At 64.1% G+C, this 18,152-nt stretch carries 15 protein-coding genes and 2 tRNA genes; 7 read left to right on the top strand and 10 right to left on the bottom strand.

From position 1 onward, the window contains the following. Positions 1–24 precede the first annotated feature (24 nt). The 4 genes from FHY04_RS11235 to hflX all read left to right on the top strand — a co-directional run bounded on the left by FHY04_RS11235 (position 25) and on the right by hflX (position 5,622). Positions 25–2,274, top strand: coding sequence for an ATP-binding protein (locus FHY04_RS11235; protein ID WP_183936470.1), 2,250 nt, complete (start codon positions 25–27; stop codon positions 2,272–2,274). A 4-nt stretch (positions 2,275–2,278) separates the two neighbouring features. Continuing rightward, on the top strand, positions 2,279–3,655 hold the full coding sequence (locus FHY04_RS11230; RefSeq protein WP_031393368.1) for a sigma-54 dependent transcriptional regulator: 1,377 nt from the start codon (positions 2,279–2,281) through the stop codon (positions 3,653–3,655). A 74-nt stretch (positions 3,656–3,729) separates the two neighbouring features. Further along, positions 3,730–4,305 (top strand): RNA chaperone Hfq, encoded by a 576-nt coding sequence (hfq, locus tag FHY04_RS11225; RefSeq protein ID WP_261362599.1) that lies wholly within the window; start codon positions 3,730–3,732, stop codon positions 4,303–4,305. Between the two features lie 24 nt (positions 4,306–4,329). After that, positions 4,330–5,622 carry a GTPase HflX gene (hflX, locus tag FHY04_RS11220; protein WP_183936469.1) on the top strand — a complete coding sequence of 431 codons (1,293 nt, stop codon included), beginning with the start codon at positions 4,330–4,332 and terminating at the stop codon, positions 5,620–5,622. Here hflX and mazG read toward each other — a convergent pair. The 7 genes from mazG to FHY04_RS11185 form a co-directional block, all read right to left on the bottom strand. Then, positions 5,603–6,352 carry a nucleoside triphosphate pyrophosphohydrolase gene (gene mazG / locus FHY04_RS11215; RefSeq protein ID WP_409349160.1) on the bottom strand — a complete coding sequence of 250 codons (750 nt, stop codon included), beginning with the start codon at positions 6,350–6,352 and terminating at the stop codon, positions 5,603–5,605. The two genes, hflX and mazG, sit on opposite strands and share 20 nt — an antisense overlap. A 114-nt stretch (positions 6,353–6,466) precedes the next feature. After that, positions 6,467–7,231, bottom strand: coding sequence for an MBL fold metallo-hydrolase (locus tag FHY04_RS11210; protein WP_183936467.1), 765 nt, complete (start codon positions 7,229–7,231; stop codon positions 6,467–6,469). Continuing rightward, positions 7,228–8,034, bottom strand: a complete 807-nt coding sequence (locus FHY04_RS11205) for a TatD family hydrolase (protein ID WP_183936466.1) — start codon at positions 8,032–8,034, stop codon at positions 7,228–7,230. The genes FHY04_RS11210 and FHY04_RS11205 overlap by 4 nt, the downstream gene beginning before the upstream one ends. Next, entirely contained in the window at positions 8,034–9,596 is a 1,563-nt protein-coding gene (gene metG / locus FHY04_RS11200) for a methionine--tRNA ligase (RefSeq protein WP_183936465.1), read from the bottom strand. Before metG ends, FHY04_RS11205 begins: the two co-directional genes overlap by 1 nt. Positions 9,597–9,651: 55 nt before the next feature. Beyond that, positions 9,652–10,629 carry an AAA family ATPase gene (locus FHY04_RS11195; protein WP_183936464.1) on the bottom strand — a complete coding sequence of 326 codons (978 nt, stop codon included), beginning with the start codon at positions 10,627–10,629 and terminating at the stop codon, positions 9,652–9,654. A gap of 52 nt (positions 10,630–10,681) precedes the next feature. Further along, positions 10,682–11,851 carry a serine hydrolase gene (locus tag FHY04_RS11190; RefSeq protein WP_031393360.1) on the bottom strand — a complete coding sequence of 390 codons (1,170 nt, stop codon included), beginning with the start codon at positions 11,849–11,851 and terminating at the stop codon, positions 10,682–10,684. Between the two features lie 166 nt (positions 11,852–12,017). Next, on the bottom strand, positions 12,018–13,004 hold the full coding sequence (locus FHY04_RS11185) for a lytic transglycosylase domain-containing protein (RefSeq protein WP_260171465.1): 987 nt from the start codon (positions 13,002–13,004) through the stop codon (positions 12,018–12,020). A 274-nt stretch (positions 13,005–13,278) separates the two neighbouring features. Between FHY04_RS11185 and FHY04_RS11180 the strand changes: the two genes are divergently transcribed. Then, positions 13,279–13,355, top strand: a tRNA-Pro gene (locus FHY04_RS11180). A gap of 37 nt (positions 13,356–13,392) precedes the next feature. Here FHY04_RS11180 and FHY04_RS11175 read toward each other — a convergent pair. After that, a complete protein-coding gene (locus FHY04_RS11175) occupies positions 13,393–14,097 on the bottom strand; it encodes a DUF4893 domain-containing protein (RefSeq protein WP_260171464.1) in 705 nt (234 codons plus the stop codon). Beyond that, positions 14,094–14,879, bottom strand: a complete 786-nt coding sequence (locus FHY04_RS11170; protein ID WP_183936670.1) for a 3-hydroxybutyrate dehydrogenase — start codon at positions 14,877–14,879, stop codon at positions 14,094–14,096. Before FHY04_RS11170 ends, FHY04_RS11175 begins: the two co-directional genes overlap by 4 nt. 169 nt (positions 14,880–15,048) lie before the next feature. Between FHY04_RS11170 and FHY04_RS11165 the strand changes: the two genes are divergently transcribed. Beyond that, positions 15,049–15,981, top strand: coding sequence for a neutral zinc metallopeptidase (locus FHY04_RS11165; RefSeq protein WP_183936462.1), 933 nt, complete (start codon positions 15,049–15,051; stop codon positions 15,979–15,981). A gap of 41 nt (positions 15,982–16,022) precedes the next feature. Here the strand turns inward: FHY04_RS11165 and FHY04_RS11160 are convergent, their stop codons facing one another. Continuing rightward, positions 16,023–17,024: an NADP-dependent oxidoreductase gene (locus FHY04_RS11160; protein WP_183936461.1), complete on the bottom strand. Its 1,002-nt coding sequence runs from the start codon at positions 17,022–17,024 to the stop codon at positions 16,023–16,025. A 282-nt stretch (positions 17,025–17,306) separates the two neighbouring features. On the opposite strand from FHY04_RS11160, the gene FHY04_RS11155 reads away from it, so the two are divergent. Further along, a tRNA-Ala gene (locus FHY04_RS11155) sits at positions 17,307–17,382 on the top strand. Positions 17,383–18,152: the final 770 nt, after the last annotated feature.

The following is an 18,152-nucleotide window of genomic DNA, read 5'->3' as shown; positions in this document are numbered from 1 at the left end:
AATTGTCGTTGTATCACGGCAACGATGATCGCCCCCGCGACGCTTGCCATCGAAGACGACGTGCCACCGCACCGGTTCGCAGTGACGCCTGCGCTTGAGACGCTGGTGGTCGCGCTGGCGATTACCGTCGCGGTCGCGAGCTATGTGCTCATCAGCGGCGCCAATTCACCCCAGCGTTTGATGCCGCCACCGCTGATCGCGCTACTGCTGATCGCCAATCTCGTCCCCGGCATCGCATTGCTGATGCTGCTCGGCCGGCGGGTAGCGATGCGACGCGCTGCGCGGTCCCCGGTTGGCGGTGGCGGCCGCCTGCACGTCCGGCTCGTCGCCCTGTTCTCGATCGTTGCCGCGGTGCCGATGCTGCTGGTGACGATCTTCGCGTCGCTGCTGTTTCAATATGGCGTGCAATTCTGGTATTCTGACCAAGCACGCGGGATGCTCGAAAACGCCACGGAACTCGCCCAGTCGTCCTACGCGCGCCAGCTCAGCCGCTGGGAAGAGGCGAGCGTCACGATGGCCGCGGACATGTCCAATTACCTGCGGGAGCGATCGCTGCAGAGCCCGGGCTTTTCAGGCTTTTTCTACCAACAGGTCTATTTCCGGAGCCTGTCCGAAGCCGCGCTGTTCAAGGTCACGCCACAGAACGAAATCCAGACCTTCGCGGTTGTGAACCCCTATGAAATCGACTTTACACGACAGGTGACGCCCGAGGCGATCCGCGAACTCCGGAGCGGCAAGCCCGCCGCAGTATCGGTAACGGGGGATCGTATCCGCACGATCACGATGCTGCCCGGCGCCGACGAACTCTTCCTTTATGCTGGGCGCGTCGAGGATACCAAGCTCCTGTCGGAGCAGACGACGCGCGCCAACGCCGTGCTGGCAAGCTATCGGCAGTTGCTTGCCCGGTCACGCAGCCTCCAGCTTCTGTTCAACGCAGCCTTGCTGGGTATTTCCCTGCTCATCGTTGGCGTTGCTGTCTGGATCGCGCTGGCTGTCGCGGATCGTCTGGTACGCCCCGTCGGCGAACTGGTCGATGCAGCGCGTAGGGTGGCCGAGGGTGATCTGACCGCGCGCGTGCCCGATCCGCGCAGCCGCGACGAGGTCGGCACACTGGCGCGCGCGTTCAACCAGATGACCGGTCGCCTGCAGGAGCAGAACAGCGATCTGATGACCGCGAACGACCAGCTCGAGACCCGTCGTGCGCTGATCGAGGCGGTGATGGCGGATGTTTCGGCGGGCGTCGTCGCGACCGCGAAAGACCGCGTGATCCGGATTGCGAATCGTTCGGCGATCCAGCTGCTGGGTGCGGAGGGTCTTGTCGGCAAGCCGTTGCACGAGGTTGCGCCCGAACTCGACGCGCTCGTGCAGGAGGGAGGGCGCGAAGCGATCGTTCAGGTCGGCCAGGCCGGCGATGCGCGGACACTCGCCGTCCGGATCGCGCATGCGCCGACCGGCCCGATCCTCACCTTCGACGATATCACGCAGCAACTGCTCGACCAGCGCCGCGCCGCTTGGTCCGACGTCGCCCGCCGGATCGCGCACGAGATCAAGAATCCGCTGACGCCGATCCAGCTCGCCGCGGAGCGACTGCAGCGACGCTATGGGGGCAAGATCCCCGCGGAGGACGGGACATTTGCGCGGCTCACCGACACGATCATCCGCCAGGTCGCGGACCTGCGCCGGATGGTCGATGAATTCTCGTCATTCGCACGGATGCCCAAGCCCGTCTTCCGCGAGGAATCGCTGCTCGACGCCGCACGCCAGGCGATGTTCCTCCACGAGGTGGCGCATCCGGGGATCCGTTTTCTGCTGGTTCATGACGACCCCGGTCCGATGCTCGTGTGCGATCGCCGGCAGATCGGGCAGGCTCTGACGAACATCGTGAAGAACGCGGTCGAGGCGATCGAGACCCGCGGCGATGACGAGGGCGGGGCGGTTACCATGACCCTGACCGAGACGCGCCACGATGGAACGGGGCACTGCGTCGCGATCGAAGTCGCCGACACCGGGATCGGTCTACCGGTCGAACGTGACCGGATCATCGAACCCTATATGACGACTCGGGCCCGCGGGACCGGGCTCGGGCTTGCCATCGTCAAGAAGATCATCGAGGAACATTGCGGGACGATCGCGTTTTCGGATCGTCCCGGTGGGGGCACCATTGTCACCATGAACTTCGACGCCAGAGCGCTGGTCGCGCTTGATCAGGGGGCATCCGCACCCGAGCCGGCAGGGGATGGCCAGCTCGTCGCAATGACTCGCAATCGGACATGAATTGATGGCGCTCGATATTCTCGTCGTGGACGACGAACGTGACATTCGCGAACTGGTGGCCGGCGTCCTGGAGGACGAGGGCTATCAGACGCGCGATGCGGGCGACAGCGACGCTGCGCTCGAAGCGATCGCGGCGCGGCGTCCGTCGCTCGTGCTGCTCGACGTCTGGCTGCAGGGGTCGCGCCTCGACGGGCTCGAACTGCTCGACGAGATAAAACGGCGGGATCCATCGATCCCGGTGCTCGTCATATCGGGTCACGGCAATCTCGACACCGCGGTCGCGGCGATCCGGCGTGGCGCATCGGACTTCATCGAGAAACCGTTCGAAGCCGAGCGACTGCTGCTCATGGTGGCGCGCGCGACCGAAACCGAACGGCTGCGCCGCGAGGTCGCCTCGTTACGGGCCACGGTCGGACGCGAGACCGATCTCACCGGCAATTCGGGGGCGATCAACGGCGTCCGAGCGACGCTCAAGCGCGTCGCCGCCACTGGCAGCCGTGTGCTGATCATGGGCGGGGCAGGGGTCGGCAAGGAGGTCGCTGCACGCCTCCTGCACGGCTGGAGCCTGCGCACCGATGCGCCGTTCGTGATCGTCAGCGCCGCGATGATGACCCCCGAACGTGTCGACGAAGAGTTATTCGGCGCGGAGGAGGGTGGGGACAAGATCCGCCCCGGGCTGCTCGAGCAGGCGCATGGCGGAACGCTGTTCCTCGACGAGATCGCCGACATGCCGATCACGACGCAAGCGCGGATCTTGCGGGTCCTGACCGACCAGAGCTTTACGCGGATCGGCGGTACCAGGGTCGTGAAGGTCGATGTGCGTGTGGTGTCCGCGACGGCGCGCGACCTCGTCCACGAGATTGCCGAGGGTCGGTTTCGCGAGGATCTCTATTACCGGTTGAACGTCGTGCCGGTGGCTATCCCGCCGCTCGCGGATCGCCGCGAGGACATTCCTGCGCTGGTCCAGCATTTCATCGCGCATTATGCGGCGGAACGCCGGGTTCGGACACCGGAAATCGCGCCCGATGCGATGGTTGCGCTGCAATCCTACGACTGGCCGGGAAATGTGCGTCAGCTTCGCAACGTGGTCGAACGGACGATCATCCTCGCGCCGGGCGACCGACTGGGGCGGATCGATCTCGACCTGCTGCCGGCCGAAGTCCTGGGCGATCAGGGCGACATGGGCAGCGCCGGGGGGACCGCGATCATGGGCTCGCCGCTCCGCGAGGCGCGTGAAACCTTCGAACGGGAGTATCTGCGTGTTCAGATCCGTCGGTTCTCCGGCAACATCTCGCGCACCGCGAGCTTTATCGGGATGGAGCGATCGGCGCTGCACCGGAAGCTGAAGCTGCTCGGGATCACCGAGACGCGCGACGATTGATCGCATATCTGTCGCCCGCCCCTATGGACGAAGCGGTACCGGGAACATAGATTAGACGCTCGCTCGGCAATCGGGTGATCTCCGACGCCGGGAAACGGCGCCACGCGGGCAAAGTCCCGCCAAAAACAAGGGTTATCCCATTGGCCGAAAAAATTGGCTCGCTCCAGGACCTGTTCCTCAACGCGCTGCGCCGCACCAAGACCCCCGTCACGATGTTTCTCGTCAAGGGTGTCAAGCTCCAGGGCATCGTCACTTGGTTCGATAATTTCTCGGTGCTGCTACGTCGCGACGGTCAGTCCCAGCTCATCTACAAGCACGCGATTTCGACGATTATGCCCGCGGGACCGATGGACGTCGCCGCGATCGTGAACGCCGTCGCAGAAACGCAAAAGAAGCAGCCGCTTTTGCAGGAAATTTTCCTGAACGCGGTCCGCAAGTCGGAAGACAGCGTGACCATGTTCCTGATCAACGGCGTCATGCTCCAGGGCCAGATTGCCGGCTTCGACCTGTTCTGCATGCTGCTCCAGCGCGAAGGCATGGCGCAGCTCGTCTACAAGCACGCGGTGTCCACGATCCAGCCTGCGCGGCCCCTGAACCTTGCCGAGGATCCTGACGACAGCGACGAGACGGATGCGGTGGACGACGCATGATCATGACGGCCTGGGGCAATGCGCATGAGTAGTGGTTTCGACCGTGACCGCGACGAGTTCGCCCGTGGGACGAAAGCGATCGTCGTCTTGCCCGACCAGGGTGATGCGACACGCGATGTCGACGCACGGCTCGAAGAGACGGCGGGCCTTGCCGCCGCCATTGGCGTGGAGGTGGTCGAACGGATCGCCTATCGTGTCCGCCAGGCCAAGCCCGCAACGTTGATTGGCAGCGGGCAGGTTGACCTCCTCGCGACACAGGTGCGGATGGAGGAGGCGGGGCTCGTCGTGTTCGATGCGAGCCTGAGCCCGATCCAGCAGCGCAATCTCGAAAAGGCGCTGGAGACGAAGGTCATCGACCGCACCGGGCTGATCCTTGAAATCTTCGGGGAGCGCGCGGCGACGGCCGAAGGGCGGCTGCAGGTTGAACTCGCGCATCTCGACTACCAAGCTGGCCGGCTCGTCCGGAGCTGGACCCATCTCGAGCGTCAGCGCGGCGGGTTTGGCTTTCTCGGCGGGCCCGGTGAAACCCAGATCGAGGCGGATCGCCGGCTCATCCGGGACCGGATGGCGCGGCTTCGGCGCGAACTCGAACAGGTCAGCCGCACCCGCGGCCTGCACCGGGAGCGGCGCCAGCGTGCACCCTGGCCCGTCATCGCGCTCGTCGGCTATACCAATGCCGGAAAGTCCACGCTGTTCAATCGGTTGACCGGTGCTGACGTCATGGCCGAAGACCTGCTCTTCGCGACGCTGGATCCGACGCTTCGGCAAATCCGATTGCCCGGTATCGACAAGGCGATCCTGTCCGACACGGTCGGGTTCGTCTCGGACCTGCCAACCCAGCTCGTCGCGGCGTTCAAGGCGACGCTTGAGGAAGTGGTGTCCGCCGATCTGCTGATCCACATCCGTGACATCGCGCATCCCGATACTGAGGCGCAGCGTGCCGATGTCGAGGCGGTGCTGGCGGACATCGGCGTCGACGATATGACCCCGCGATTCGAAGTCTGGAACAAGCTGGATCTGCTCGATCCTGCCGATCATGACGAGATTGCCGGGGAGGCTGCGCATCGGGAGGATGTCGTGGCGATCTCTGCGCTGAGTGGGGAAGGGGTGGACCATCTCGTCGAGCAGGTCGCTGCCAAACTGACGGATGCGCATCGCCGCTATCACATTACGCTCGATGCGACGGACGGCGCAGGCGCGGCATGGTTGCACGCGCATGGCGAGGTGCTCAGCAGTCTCGCGGACGGGCTGGCGACCACCTATGACGTACGGCTGTCCGACACCGATTACGACCGGTTCAGCCGCCGCGACGCTTGACCGCCTGCCAAAGCGCTTCCTTTTCCTCAAGCGACAAAGCTTCGAAGCCCGCACCGGCGATGTGTTCCATCGCCCGGAACCTGGCTTCGAACTTCGCATTGCCCGCGCGTAACGCCACCTCGGGATCGACACCAAGGTGGCGGGCATAATTGGTCACCGAGAACAGAAGGTCGCCGACCTCTTCGGCTAATGTGTCGGCGGTCGCTGTCACAATCTCGTCGAGTTCTTCGTGTACCTTGGCCAAGGAGCCGGCTGAATCGGGCCAGTCGAACCCGACCCGCGCAGCACGTTTTTGCAGCTTGTCGGCACGCGCCAGCGAAGGCAGGGCGGTAGCTACGCCGGCGAGGGCACTCTGGTCAGGCTTGCTCGCGCGCTCGGTCGCCTTGATCGTTTCCCAACCGGGCGATGTCTTCGCCGGACCGAAGATGTGCGGGTGTCGGCGCTCCATCTTGTCGCTGATCGCGTCGATGACGTCGGGCAGGGCGAACGCGCCGGCTTCTTCTGCGATGCGGGCATGGAACACCACCTGCAACAACAGGTCGCCGAGTTCGTCCTTCAGATCGGCAAGATCGCCGCGTTCGATCGCGTCGACGACCTCATAGGCCTCTTCGATCGTGTAGCGGGCAATTGTCTTCGATGTTTGAACACGGTCCCATTCGCATCCCGTATCCGGATCGCGCAGTCGCGCCATGATGGTCGTGAAGCGGTCAATCATGGCGGCGCTCCGCATAAAGTGAGAATAACGTGGACATCGCCGATGCTATGACAAAATCAAAAGCTTCATAACGAACCACGTCCGGTCCGATAATATACATTATGTAAAACGGACTAAGATATTTACGTGTCAGGCCTCGAGGATCTGCCCATCAAAGCCAGGCTCCACTGTGTCAGGCAGTTCGGCCCTCAAGACTGCATAGTCCATGCTGTTGTCCATATGGATAAGCGCGGTCCGCCGCGGCTTGAACGCAGCCACCCAGCCCAAAACGGCTGAGAGTTGCGGATGCGTCGGATGTGGACGACGGCGCAGTGCATCGACCACCCATACGTCCAGCCCCGTATACAGCGCGGCCATATCGTCGGTCATGATGTTGAAATCGGTCGCATAGCCGATCGCCTTGCCATCGGCCTCGAAGCGCAGACCGGCGGCGTGGATTGATCCGTGCGGCTGATCGGTAACATGAATATCTATCGCGCCGATCGTCAGATGGTCCGGAAGGACCGCCCCGGTGATCGTCGACGGATAACCGCTGCGGCCCCGGAACGCATAGGTGAAGCGATCCTCGAGCGCGGCGAGCGTCGCTGGCCGGGCAAAGCCAATCACGGGCGTGCCCATCGCGTGATAGAGCTGCCGGAGGTCATCAATGCCGTGGCAGTGATCAGCGTGATCATGCGTCCAGATGACCGCATCCACCTCGGAGACGTTCGCCGCGAGCAACTGCTCACGCATGTCTGGCCCTGTATCGATCAGGATCCGAGTGCCGGCATGCTCGACGAGTGCGGAGACGCGGGTGCGCCGGTTGCGCGGTTCGGCGGGATCGCATGCACCCCAGTCATTGCCGATCCGGGGCACGCCCGACGACGTCCCCGAGCCGAGGATCGTGATCTTCACGTGCGATGCGCCACGACCGGCGTATCTAGAAGCCGTGTCTTGGCGAACAGCGTATGGAAGTTTTCGGCGGTCCGCTGAGACAACTCGCCGACGGAGACGCCGCGCAGGTCGGCCACGAACTGCGCGGTGTCGGCGACAAAGCCGGGCTCCCCCGCCTTGCCCCGATTGGGCACGGGCGCAAGAAAGGGCGCGTCGGTTTCGATCAGCAGCCGTTCGATCGGCAAGCGCGCAGCGATCGCCTGAAGGTCGCGTGCGTTCTTGAACGTGACGATCCCCGACAGAGATATATAGAGGCCAAGTTCCAGTGCCTTGTCGGCAAATGCTGAGCTTGCCGTGAAGCAGTGGATCACGCCGCCATAGGCCCCCTTCCCCATCTCGTCCGACAGGATCGCCGCGGTATCCTCTTCGGCATCGCGGGTATGCACGACAATCGGCAGGCCGGTTTCACGCGCCGCGGCGATATGCGCGCGGAAGCTCAGCGCCTGGCGCGCGCGGTCGGAGGTCTCGCGGTAATAATCGAGCCCGGTCTCGCCCAAGCCCACGACCCGCGGGTGACGTGCGCGCTCGACCAAATGCGCCGCGTCGATCGCAGGATGGGCATCCGCTTCATTGGGATGAATGCCGACCGTCGCCCAGACATCGGTTTCACGGTCCGCGGTGGCGATCACCGCATCCCATTCACTCTCCCGCGTCGAGATGTTGAGCATCGCCGTCACACCGCGCGCCCGCGCGCGATCGAGAACCGCCTGCTGATCCTCGATCAAGCCGGGGTAATTCAGGTGGCAATGACTGTCTGCAAGCATCAGGCGTCGGTCTCCGCAGGCATCTCAAGCCGTGGAAACGCGCCGGTCGGCGCGACGATCCGGAACTCGCTCGCGGACTGCCGGTCATACCAGCCGTCATCGTCAAGCGCGGCATGATCCCGGCCCTCTGCACCGATCTGGTCGAGGACCTTGCTCGCTGCGCTCGGCACGACCGGAAGAATCGTGATGGCGAGCATCCGGATTGCGCGCACCAACGTCGCCAGCACCGTGTTCATCCGTGCCGGGTCGGTCTTGCGCAACGCCCAGGGCGCCTGCACGTCGATATACTGGTTGCAGGCAAAGACGCCCCGCATCCACGCCTCGATGGCGTGCGACAGTGCGAGCTCCGCAAAGCCGGACCTGAACGCGGCGCAGGCCGCGGTGACGTCTTCGAGCAGCGCCGCGTCGGCCGGTTCGATCGCAGTCGCCATGGGCAATGCACCGTCCAGGTTCTTGGCAATGAACGACAATGTCCGCTGGGCCAGATTGCCGAAGCTGTTCGCGAGCTCGGCGTTGACCCGCGTCACGATCGCCTCGGCCGAATAGCTCCCATCCTGACCGAAGCTGACGTCCCGAAGGAAGAAATAGCGCAGGGCGTCGACGCCGAACGCATCCGCCAGCACCATCGGATCGACGACATTACCAACCGACTTCGACATCTTCTCGCCGCGGGTCAGGAGAAAGCCGTGGCCAAAGACGCTCTTGGGCAGCGGGATGTTCGCGGACATCAGGAAAGCGGGCCAGAACACGGCATGGAAGCGAACGATGTCCTTGCCGATCAGGTGAAGGTCCGCCGGCCAGAAACGCGCGAGATTTGCGTCATCCGACCCCGTGTTCGGATAGCCCGTCCCCGTAAGATAATTTGTGAGCGCGTCGACCCAGACATACATGACGTGGCCCGGGCTTCCCGGCACGGGCACGCCCCAGTCGAAGCTCGTCCGCGACACCGAGAGGTCGGACAGGCCCCCTTCGACAAAGCGCATGACCTCATTGCGGCGGCTCTCGGGGCGGATGAAGTCGGGGTTCGCGGCGTAAAGGTCGAGCAAGGGTTGCTGATATTTCGACAGCCGGAAAAACCAGGTTTCCTCGGCGGTCCATTCGACCGGCGTGCCTTGCGGAGACCGGCGATCGGCGCCCTCCCCCGTCAGTTCAGACTCGTCGTAAAAGGCTTCATCGCGGACCGAATACCAGCCCTCATAACGATCGAGATAAAGGTCCCCGGCATCCGCCATCGCCTGCCAGATCGCCTGACTCGCCGCGTAATGATCGCTATCGACGGTCCGGATGAACCGATCATAGGATATATCAAGACGGTCCGCCATCCCGCTGAAATAGGACGACATTTCATCCGCGAACTCGCGAACGGGGACGCCGCGGTCGCGGGCGGCCTGGACCATCTTCAGGCCGTGTTCGTCGGTCCCGGTCTGGAACAGCACGTCGCGTCCGGCCTGGCGCTGAAAGCGGGCGATCGCGTCGGCTGCAACCATTTCATAGGCATGACCGATATGCGGTCGGCCATTGGGATAATGGATTGCGGTGGTGATGTAGTAAGGGTCGGCCATGTCGGCGCTCCTAGAGCATCCCCCCGAGGAGGTGAAGCCCATGCCGCCCGCTTCGTCAGGTACGCAGTGTCGCGAGAATTCCCGCCAGCTCGAAGACGGTCGCCTGCGCATCGAGCGACAGGCCGATGGCGGCGGCCGACAGATCACGCGCTGCGGCATGCGCGTCGAGGGCGGTCTTGAGCCGGCCCCCCGACCTGTCCCGCGCCGCACGCGCGATGAACGCCGGCACGCGATCGAGAAACGCCTCATAGCGGGGTTGCGACGCCTTGCCAGCTAGGGACTTCGCCAGCCGGAGCCGATGCCCGTTATCGCGATCGCCTTCGTCGGCGATCCGCGCAATCGCTTCGTCGAGGCTCGCAATATCGAGACCCGCGTAGCGCAGCGCCCTGCCCGGCGCTCCCTCACTCGCACGTACGAGGGCAGATATCTCGTCGTGGTCGAGGTCCGGCTGCGCCAGTCGCAACGTCACCGCGACCTCGTCGGGCGTCAGTGCCTCGAACCGTAAGACCCGGCACCGCGACCGGATCGTCGGCAACAACCGTCCCGGCGCATGGCTGACCAAGAGGAAGATCGTGCCGGCGGGTGGTTCCTCAAGATTCTTGAGCAACGCATTGCTGCCGCCGCGCTCCAGATCGTCGATCGCGTCGATCATGACGATCCGGCGCGGGCTCATCGATGGCGTCGTCGCAAAGAGCGGCTGGAGCGTACGGACCTGCGCGATCGTGATACTGCGCGCCAGATCCTGGTCGGGCTTGTCAGGATCCTTGGGCAGACGCGTCAGCAGCCGGAAATCGGGATGCGAACCCGCTTCGATCAGCGCGCGGGTGGGTTCGCCGGCCGGCACGGCAAACCCGCGCGACGCGGTCGACCCGCTGCGCGCATCCGCCAGCATGCGCATCGCCGCCAGCCGTGCAAAACTTGCCTTGCCAACGCCCTGCGGGCCGGTGAACAGCCACGCATGGTGAAGCGCGCCGCTGTGCATCGCCGCGGCGAAAGCGGACTGCGCCGCGGCATTGCCGATTATGTCGGTCATGCCGGCGACGGGCTCACCCGAACGGTAAACACGCGCGCCGGCACGCCAAGCCTCAACCGAACAGCCCGGTCAGCCCAGACCAGGCGCGCCCGAAGAATCCGGCTTCGGCAACGTCCTTTTCCGCGACCAGTGGCATACGCTGCTCGACCCCGTCCGGCATCGACACGACGAGATCCGCGATGTGCTGGCCCGCCTTGATCGGCGCCTTGACCGGCCCCTGATAGACGACCTTGGCGTTCAGGTTCGGCGATGTCCCCGCCGGCACGGTGACGGTCAGCGCCTTGGGCGCGATGAGGCCGACGCTCGATGAGCCGCCCATCTGCACGCTGGCCTCCTCGACCTTTCGACCCTTCGCGACGATCGGCTTGGACTGCCACGCGCGGAAGCCCCAGTCCATGAATCGTACGGACTCGTTCGCGCGCTCTGTCGAGCTCTTCAGGCCTGCGACGACCAATACCAGACGGCGACCATTCTGCTCGGCCGACCCGGTGAATCCGTATCCGGCTTCTTCGGTATGTCCGGTCTTCAACCCATCGGCACCCGCGACGCGGCCGAGCAGCGGATCACGATTGGCCTGGGTGATCGCGGTGCCGCCCATGGTCTTGCCCCAGGTAAAATCGCGCTTTGCATAGAATTGCTTGTAGAGCTGGGGATGGTTGGTGATCGTCGCCGATGCCAGCTTGGCCAGGTCATGCGCAGTGACATAGGTCACGCCGTTGTCGGGCCACCCGTTCGAGGTGCCGAAATGACTGTCCTTGAGGCCGAGCTGCGCAGCGACGCGGTTCATGCGCTCGGTGAAGGCGGGCTCCGAGCCCGAGATCGATTCCGCAAGAACGACGCAGGCGTCATTGCCCGACAATGTCACGATGCCATACAGTAGATTGGCCACGCTGACGCTCTCGTTCGCCGACAGGAACATCGTCGAACCTGCTGACGGACCATGCCATTTTGCCCAGGTCTCCGGCCGGACGGTGACCATGTGATCGAGCTTGAGCTCGCCCTTTTTGAGCATGTCGAACGCGACATAGACCGTCATCATCTTCGCCATCGACGCCGGCGGCATACGGCGATCGGCATCGCGTGCGAACAGGACCGCGCCCGACGACAGATCTTCCATATAGGCGATCGGTGCGCTGGTCTGGAACTGTGGCGCAGCGGCGATAGACGGCGTCGCAAGCGCGATCATTGCCAGCGGCGCGACGGCGATGCGGCGCCGGACCATTTGAGTAAAGGGCAGCGTGTTCATGGGCAGCTTCTTCATGGTATCCGTTACGTCAAAGAGGAACACGATGGGAGGTAGGCTCGCGGCGCCGCCGGGACCTTATCGAAGTCATAGCCGCGCTTGGCAACCGCGTCACGCCTGGCTTTGAGTCTATCGGGCACGCCGGTCAGCGCTCGACTGCATCCGACAGCAGCCCCACCGACAGCGCATAAAAATTCGAGCAATTATAGTCGAGGATCACGCGGTAATTGCTCGTGAGCAGATACGCCGTGGCGCCGGGACCGTCGGGTTCGAGCAGCGTCGCCATGACATGGTCGGCCGGCCACGAGGCGCCTTGCGTCATCACCCCCAGACCCCGCCACTCCGCGATCGTTCGCCACCCGCTGTGCCGTTCGAACACGCGCGGGCACCGCGGCGATACAAGCCGATTGCGTACCTGCGACCGATCGAATCCCTGCGGCACGGAGACCGCAACGCCCCAGGGTTGGCCGCTGCGCCAGCCGGCATTGGTGAAATAATTGCCGATTGACGCCAGCGTATCGGCCGGACTGTTCCAGATATCCGCGCGGCCGTCACCATCCCCGTCACGGGCCAGTCGAAGATAGATGGACGGCAGAAATTGCGGATTGCCCATCGCGCCTGCCCAACTGCCCTTGAGTTGTTCGCGGGAAATGCCCCGGTCGACGATCTTCAAGCCGGCAATGAACTCGCCCGCAAACAGCGATCGCCGACGCCCCTCATAGGCGAGGCTCGCGAGTGACCGCAGAATGTCGAAATTTCCGGTGTAGCTGCCGTAATTGGTCTCATGCCCCCAGATCGCGACCATGATCGATTCGGGCACACCTGTTTCGCGCTCGATACGCTGCAGCCTGCCCCGCTGCGCCCGATAGGTTTCCCGACCGCGTCCGATCCGCGCCGCGTCGACATGCTGCGCCTTGTACGGCGCGAAGGCCGGAATGGCGCTGCTCGTGCCGCCGCCCGGCTGTGCACGATCGAGCGCGATGACACGCTCGTTCAGCGTCAACGTGGGAAAGACGGAGTCCACCGTACGCGCCGTGACTCCAGCCGCCAGCGCCTGCGTGCGAAGTTGGGCGAGATAGGCCTGAAACCCCGCCTCGTCCTGCGCACATGCGGGGGTGGTGACCGCGGTCATCGCCGCGATGGTCAAAGCGCCACGTCGCAACGCACTCGATAGGATAGATTTTGCCCACATGCCGACCGCTCTGCCATAGGGGCGTCCGCATCGGAACCTCGCCTTGACGCAAGCACGGCTCGCACCAACGCGTGGACCGCCCGCCGCGCTGCTACCCTTCCCCGCCAAGGCTATCGTTCGGGCGCTGGCCCCGTCCTTCAGCGACGACTTTCCCTGCCCGCCGACACGAAGCTGCTTGCCTTTCGTCAACCGCACCCGCTAAGGGCTGCGGCGTCGGGGAGTGGCGCAGGCTGGTAGCGCACCTGGTTTGGGACCAGGGGGTCGCAGGTTCGAATCCTGTCTCCCCGACCATGTTGCGTCTGATCGCGACGAACTCGATAGTCCGAGATTATTCCATCGGTATGATGTCGACGATGTCGAGCAGGGATTCGAAGCGCGGACGGGGCAGTATCAGCCGCCAGCGCCGGTCACCGATGCGCTCCATCACACCCGCCAGGTCGCGATTTGGGTCGGTGCCGTAGCGCATCGGACGCTGTTCGTCGCCCAACGCCATGCTGCCGAGGAAGATCGCACGCGGTCGCGGAGCCGCATCTGCCCGGGATTCGCGGTACAGCGTTCCGGACGGACGTTGCGATCCCCCCAGCCGCGCGAACGTCAGGTCCCCGTCTCCCCCCGTGCGTGCTGGCTGTTCGATGCGGCACGAGAACCAGCCATAGGCAATGAAGCGTGACACGCCCGCTCCCGGCGCCCCGAGCTTGATCGTGCGACACCGATAGGTGCCGATCGGTGGCAACGGCTCGGGGAGTGCCCGGTCCGGATCGAACAATTGAGGATCCGCGGCAATCTCACGCTGCGGGATCTGCGCAAGCGCATCCATCCACGCATCGCGCCAGTCGCGCAGCCTTGCGCGGTCGGCAACCGTTGCTGCCGTGCGCCATCCTGCCCCTCGTCCGGTGGGATCGGTTCGCTCGACTTCGGGGGGCGGCGCGCTGGCGATCCGTTTTCCGCCCCCGCAGGCGACGAGCATGACGCATGTCGCCAACGCCCCGATCGCGCGTCGCGCGTCGACACGGGCACCGCCGACACCTATCATGCTGCCGTCCAACCGCCGTCCATCGACAGATTTGCGCCGGTCATCGCGCTAGCCTCGTCGCGGCACAGGAAGAGTGCGAGCGCTGCGACCTGCTCCGGCGTGACGAAGGCCTTGGTCGGTTGCGCGGCGAGCAGAATGTCGTTCACGACCTGCTCGCGTGTCATCCCCCGCGCCGCCATCGTATCCGGAATCTGATCCTCGACCAGCGGCGTCCAGACATAGCCGGGCGAGATGCAGTTGACCGTGATGTTGTCGGTCGCGGTTTCAAGCGCGATCGTCTTGGTCAGTCCGGCGATGGCATGCTTGGCCATGACATAGGCAGACTTGTTCGGGCTAGCGACCAGCGAATGCGCCGACGCCGTCGAGATGATCCGCCCCCAGCCCCGGCGCCGCATATGTGGAATCGCTGCCCGCATCATGTGCCAGGCCGACGCCATGTTGATCGCGATGATCTTATCGAAGGTCGCGACGGGAAAATCCGCAATCCCCGCAACATGCTGGATGCCCGCATTGTTGACGACGATATCGCAATTCCCCGTCTCCGCGACCGCGCGCTCTATCAGTGCGGCAATCTCGTCGGGGCGGGTCATGTCAGCGGCATCGTAAAGCGCGGTCGCGCCGCTGATCGTGCTCAGCGCCACACGCTCCGCCTCGATCGTCGCGGCGTCACCGAAGCCATTGAGAACGACACAGGCCCCCTCCCCCGCAAAGGCCCGCGCATAGGCAAGACCGATCCCCGATGTGGATCCGGTGATGACCGCCGTCCTGCCCGCCAGAAACATTGTCTCGTCCCCCATCTTGACGCGGCCCGAACATACCGCCTGCCGTATAACGCTTTGTCATGCCTTCCAAAGGTCGGCAGAATACGATTAGACCCGGCAAGCCAATCGGATGCAACTCCGCATCGTCCCATGCATTTCGTTACCACTCCAGAATGAAAGTCTTAAGACCATGCGGCTCGATGATTTCGACCCCAACATCAACGTCGAGGATCAGGGCCGCGGCGGCGGTTCGGGCGGCGGAGGCGGCGGCCTTCTGTTCGGCCTACTGCCGCTGATCGGCAGCCGTTTCGGGTGCGGCGGCATCGTCGTCGTGTTGATCGTGATGGCGCTGTTCGGCGGCCTCGGCAATATCGGTGGCATGCTGGGTGGCGGCTCGGCGCCTACCGCACCCTCCGGGCAGATAGCGCAAGGTGGGGCCGGCCGCGGCGGCGAACAGGGTTCCGGCACCGACGCGCAGTCGATCTGCACGCTGAACCCCGAGCGCCGCGCCGCGTGCAACGCGTTCAGCTCGGCGCAGAAGACCTGGGCCGCGATCTTCGCAAAAAACGGTGAACAGTTCCAGGCGCCCAAGCTCAGCTTCTTCGACGACAATGGCCGTTCAGGCTGCGGCGCGGCACAGGCGGCAATGGGGCCCTTCTACTGCCCGACCGACAACGGAATCTTCTTGGACACCAGCTTCTTCGACGAGCTGGCCAACCGGTTCGGCGCGCGCGGCGACTTTGCGCAGGACTATGTCATTGCGCATGAATTTGGCCACCACATCCAGAATCTCGTCGGCACGTCGAGCCAGGTTTCACGCGCGCAGCAGCGCGCTGGTTCGAGCGAGGGCAATGCGCTGTCCGTTCGCCTGGAGTTGCAGGCTGATTGTTTCGCCGGTGTATGGGCGGCCGCCAATCGCGACCGTCTCGAGCCCGGTGACATCGAGGAGGGCATGACCGCTGCGCAGGCGATCGGCGACGACACGCTTCAGAAGCAGGCGCAGGGCCGGGTCGTACCGGACAGCTTCACGCACGGCACCTCGGCGCAGCGTCAGACCTGGCTTCGCCGTGGTCTAGACAGCGGGGACCCGAAGGTGTGCGACACCTTCTCAGGCGCGATCTGAATGAATGCCCCCTCCCGCACTACCGGGAGGGGGCTAAATGCTCAGAGCTTGACGAGCATCTTGCCGGTATTTCCACCCGAAAACAGTCCGAGAAACGCGTCGGGCATTGCGTCGAGGCCATCATGCACGGTTTCCTGCCGCTGCAACGTTCCCGCCTTCAGCAGGGCGCCCATGTCCGTATAGAACTCCGCAGCCCGATCCATAAAATCGCTGACGATGAAGCCGCGGATCTGGATACGGTTACCGATCAGCCGTGCGAGATAGCGCAGTTCGGTTGCCGCGCCGCTGTTGTAGACGTCGATCATGCCGCAGATCGCGAACCGGGCGTGCATCTTGGCATGCGCCAATGCCGCATCCAGATGTTCGCCACCGACGTTGTCGAAATATACGTCAATCCCGCCTGACCCGACCGTGGCCACAGCCTCGCCAAGTCCCTTCACGACCGGTGTACCGGACTTGTAGTCGATCACGGCATCAGCGCCGAGCGATTTGACCCAGGCACATTTGTCCGCGCCGCCTGCCGAGCCGATCACCGTCATGCCCTTGGCCTTGGCGACCTGGACGACGGTCGAGCCCACCGCGCCCGCCGCGGCCGACACGAAGACGGTATCGCCGGACTTGGCGGCGGCAACTTCCAGCAGGCCGAAATAGGCAGTCATGCCCGGCATGCCGAGCTGCCCAAGAAACGCCTGCGGATCGACCGCCAGGTCCGGCAGCTTCTGGACCTGGTTTGCCGGCAGCGTCGCTTCGTCGCGCCATCCCGCCATATGCTGGACGAGATCGCCCGCCTTCAGACCCTCGGCCCGGCTTTCCACAATTTCACCGATCGCACCACCCTGCATCGGCTTACCCAGCTCGAACGGCGGCGTGTAACTTTTCACGTCGTTCATGCGACCGCGCATATATGGATCGACCGAGAGCCAGCGGTTGGCGATGCGCACCTCACCGTCGGCCAGCTCGGACTGTGAAACGTCGATCATCTCAAAGTCGGTATGCTTGGGCATGCCTTGTGGACGCGTTTTCAGGCTCCATGCACGGGACATTCTTCACTCCTGTCGTTGAGGTTTCATGGCTCGGGTATGGCGCAGAACGGATCCCCCGCCAAGCGGCAGAGGCACCGATTACGTGCACGTCTGCAGCGAGCCTGCCCGTCAATCGCCCGCGCCCTGATCGAAGTTCCGCCGGCCGTTGCCGAGTGCGCCCGTGCGAGCCACGTTCGGGATGAATGTCCCGTGTTCAAAACATGAGGGAGCGCGCGCGGCGGTGGATTGCATGCCGGCGGCGCGATCGCTAATATCGCAAGATCCGGCGTCGCCGGACCGCGCGGGGCCGTAGCTCAGATGGGAGAGCGCTGCAATCGCACTGCAGAGGTCAGGGGTTCGATTCCCCTCGGCTCCACCAGCGCGCGCAAGCTGTTCAAATGACGGCAAACCACTGAAAAACTTAGAGTTTTTGCAAGTGTCTAGTACAAACGTGCTAGGACGAAAGCCCATGTGTTCCCCCCTGCATCGCGCCCCCAACACCGTCTATTGTTTCCGCGTGGGGATACCTGCGGACCTAGGCCCCTTCATGTTCGCAAGGGGGAGATAGAGCATTCTTTAGGGCTAAAGGATTGGGAGTCCGCTAAGGTCGTCATACCGGACATGACGAAGGCTGCTCATGCCCTGCTGACCAAGCCAGGCGGGAGAGGGATACAACGGGAAAGCCCGCTCCCGCATCGGTCACGCAGATCTCGTCAAGGCGAGGTTGGCCACCTGGAAAGCCGAACCGGGTACTCAGGCATGGTTCGAAGCCCTGACCCAAGCCCGCAAACTTACCATGCCCGACACTATCCGCGTTCGCGAACGAGAAATTGCGGCTGCCACTCGAGCAGCGCCACTCATCGCCATCGAAGCAAAGGGTATCAGTGCCAGGGACTGCCTTGCGGCTGCACGGGAAGAAACCGCGTTACCACTGCTTGTGATGATGCGTAACTGAAGATCGACAGACCGACGCAGCACGATCAACTTGCGTCGCGTGGCGTTCGCAGAAGTCCAGCCGCGGTTCATGCTGATGTCCTGCGTTAGGGAACCTGGTGGTCGTGTCCCGCGTGGTGGTGTAGCTCAGCGGTAGTGAAGCTGACCGGCCGCGCGCTATCATCCAGCGCTGTAGCGGCCGGTCAGGTTCACGGG

The sequence above is a fragment of the Sphingomonas sp. BK481 genome (genome assembly GCF_014194875.1).
In the GTDB taxonomy this organism is placed as follows: Bacteria; Pseudomonadota; Alphaproteobacteria; order Sphingomonadales; family Sphingomonadaceae; genus Sphingomonas; species Sphingomonas aerolata.
The sequence above is the reverse complement of the archived record's forward strand: the minus strand, read 5'-3'. Positions and strand labels throughout refer to the sequence as shown.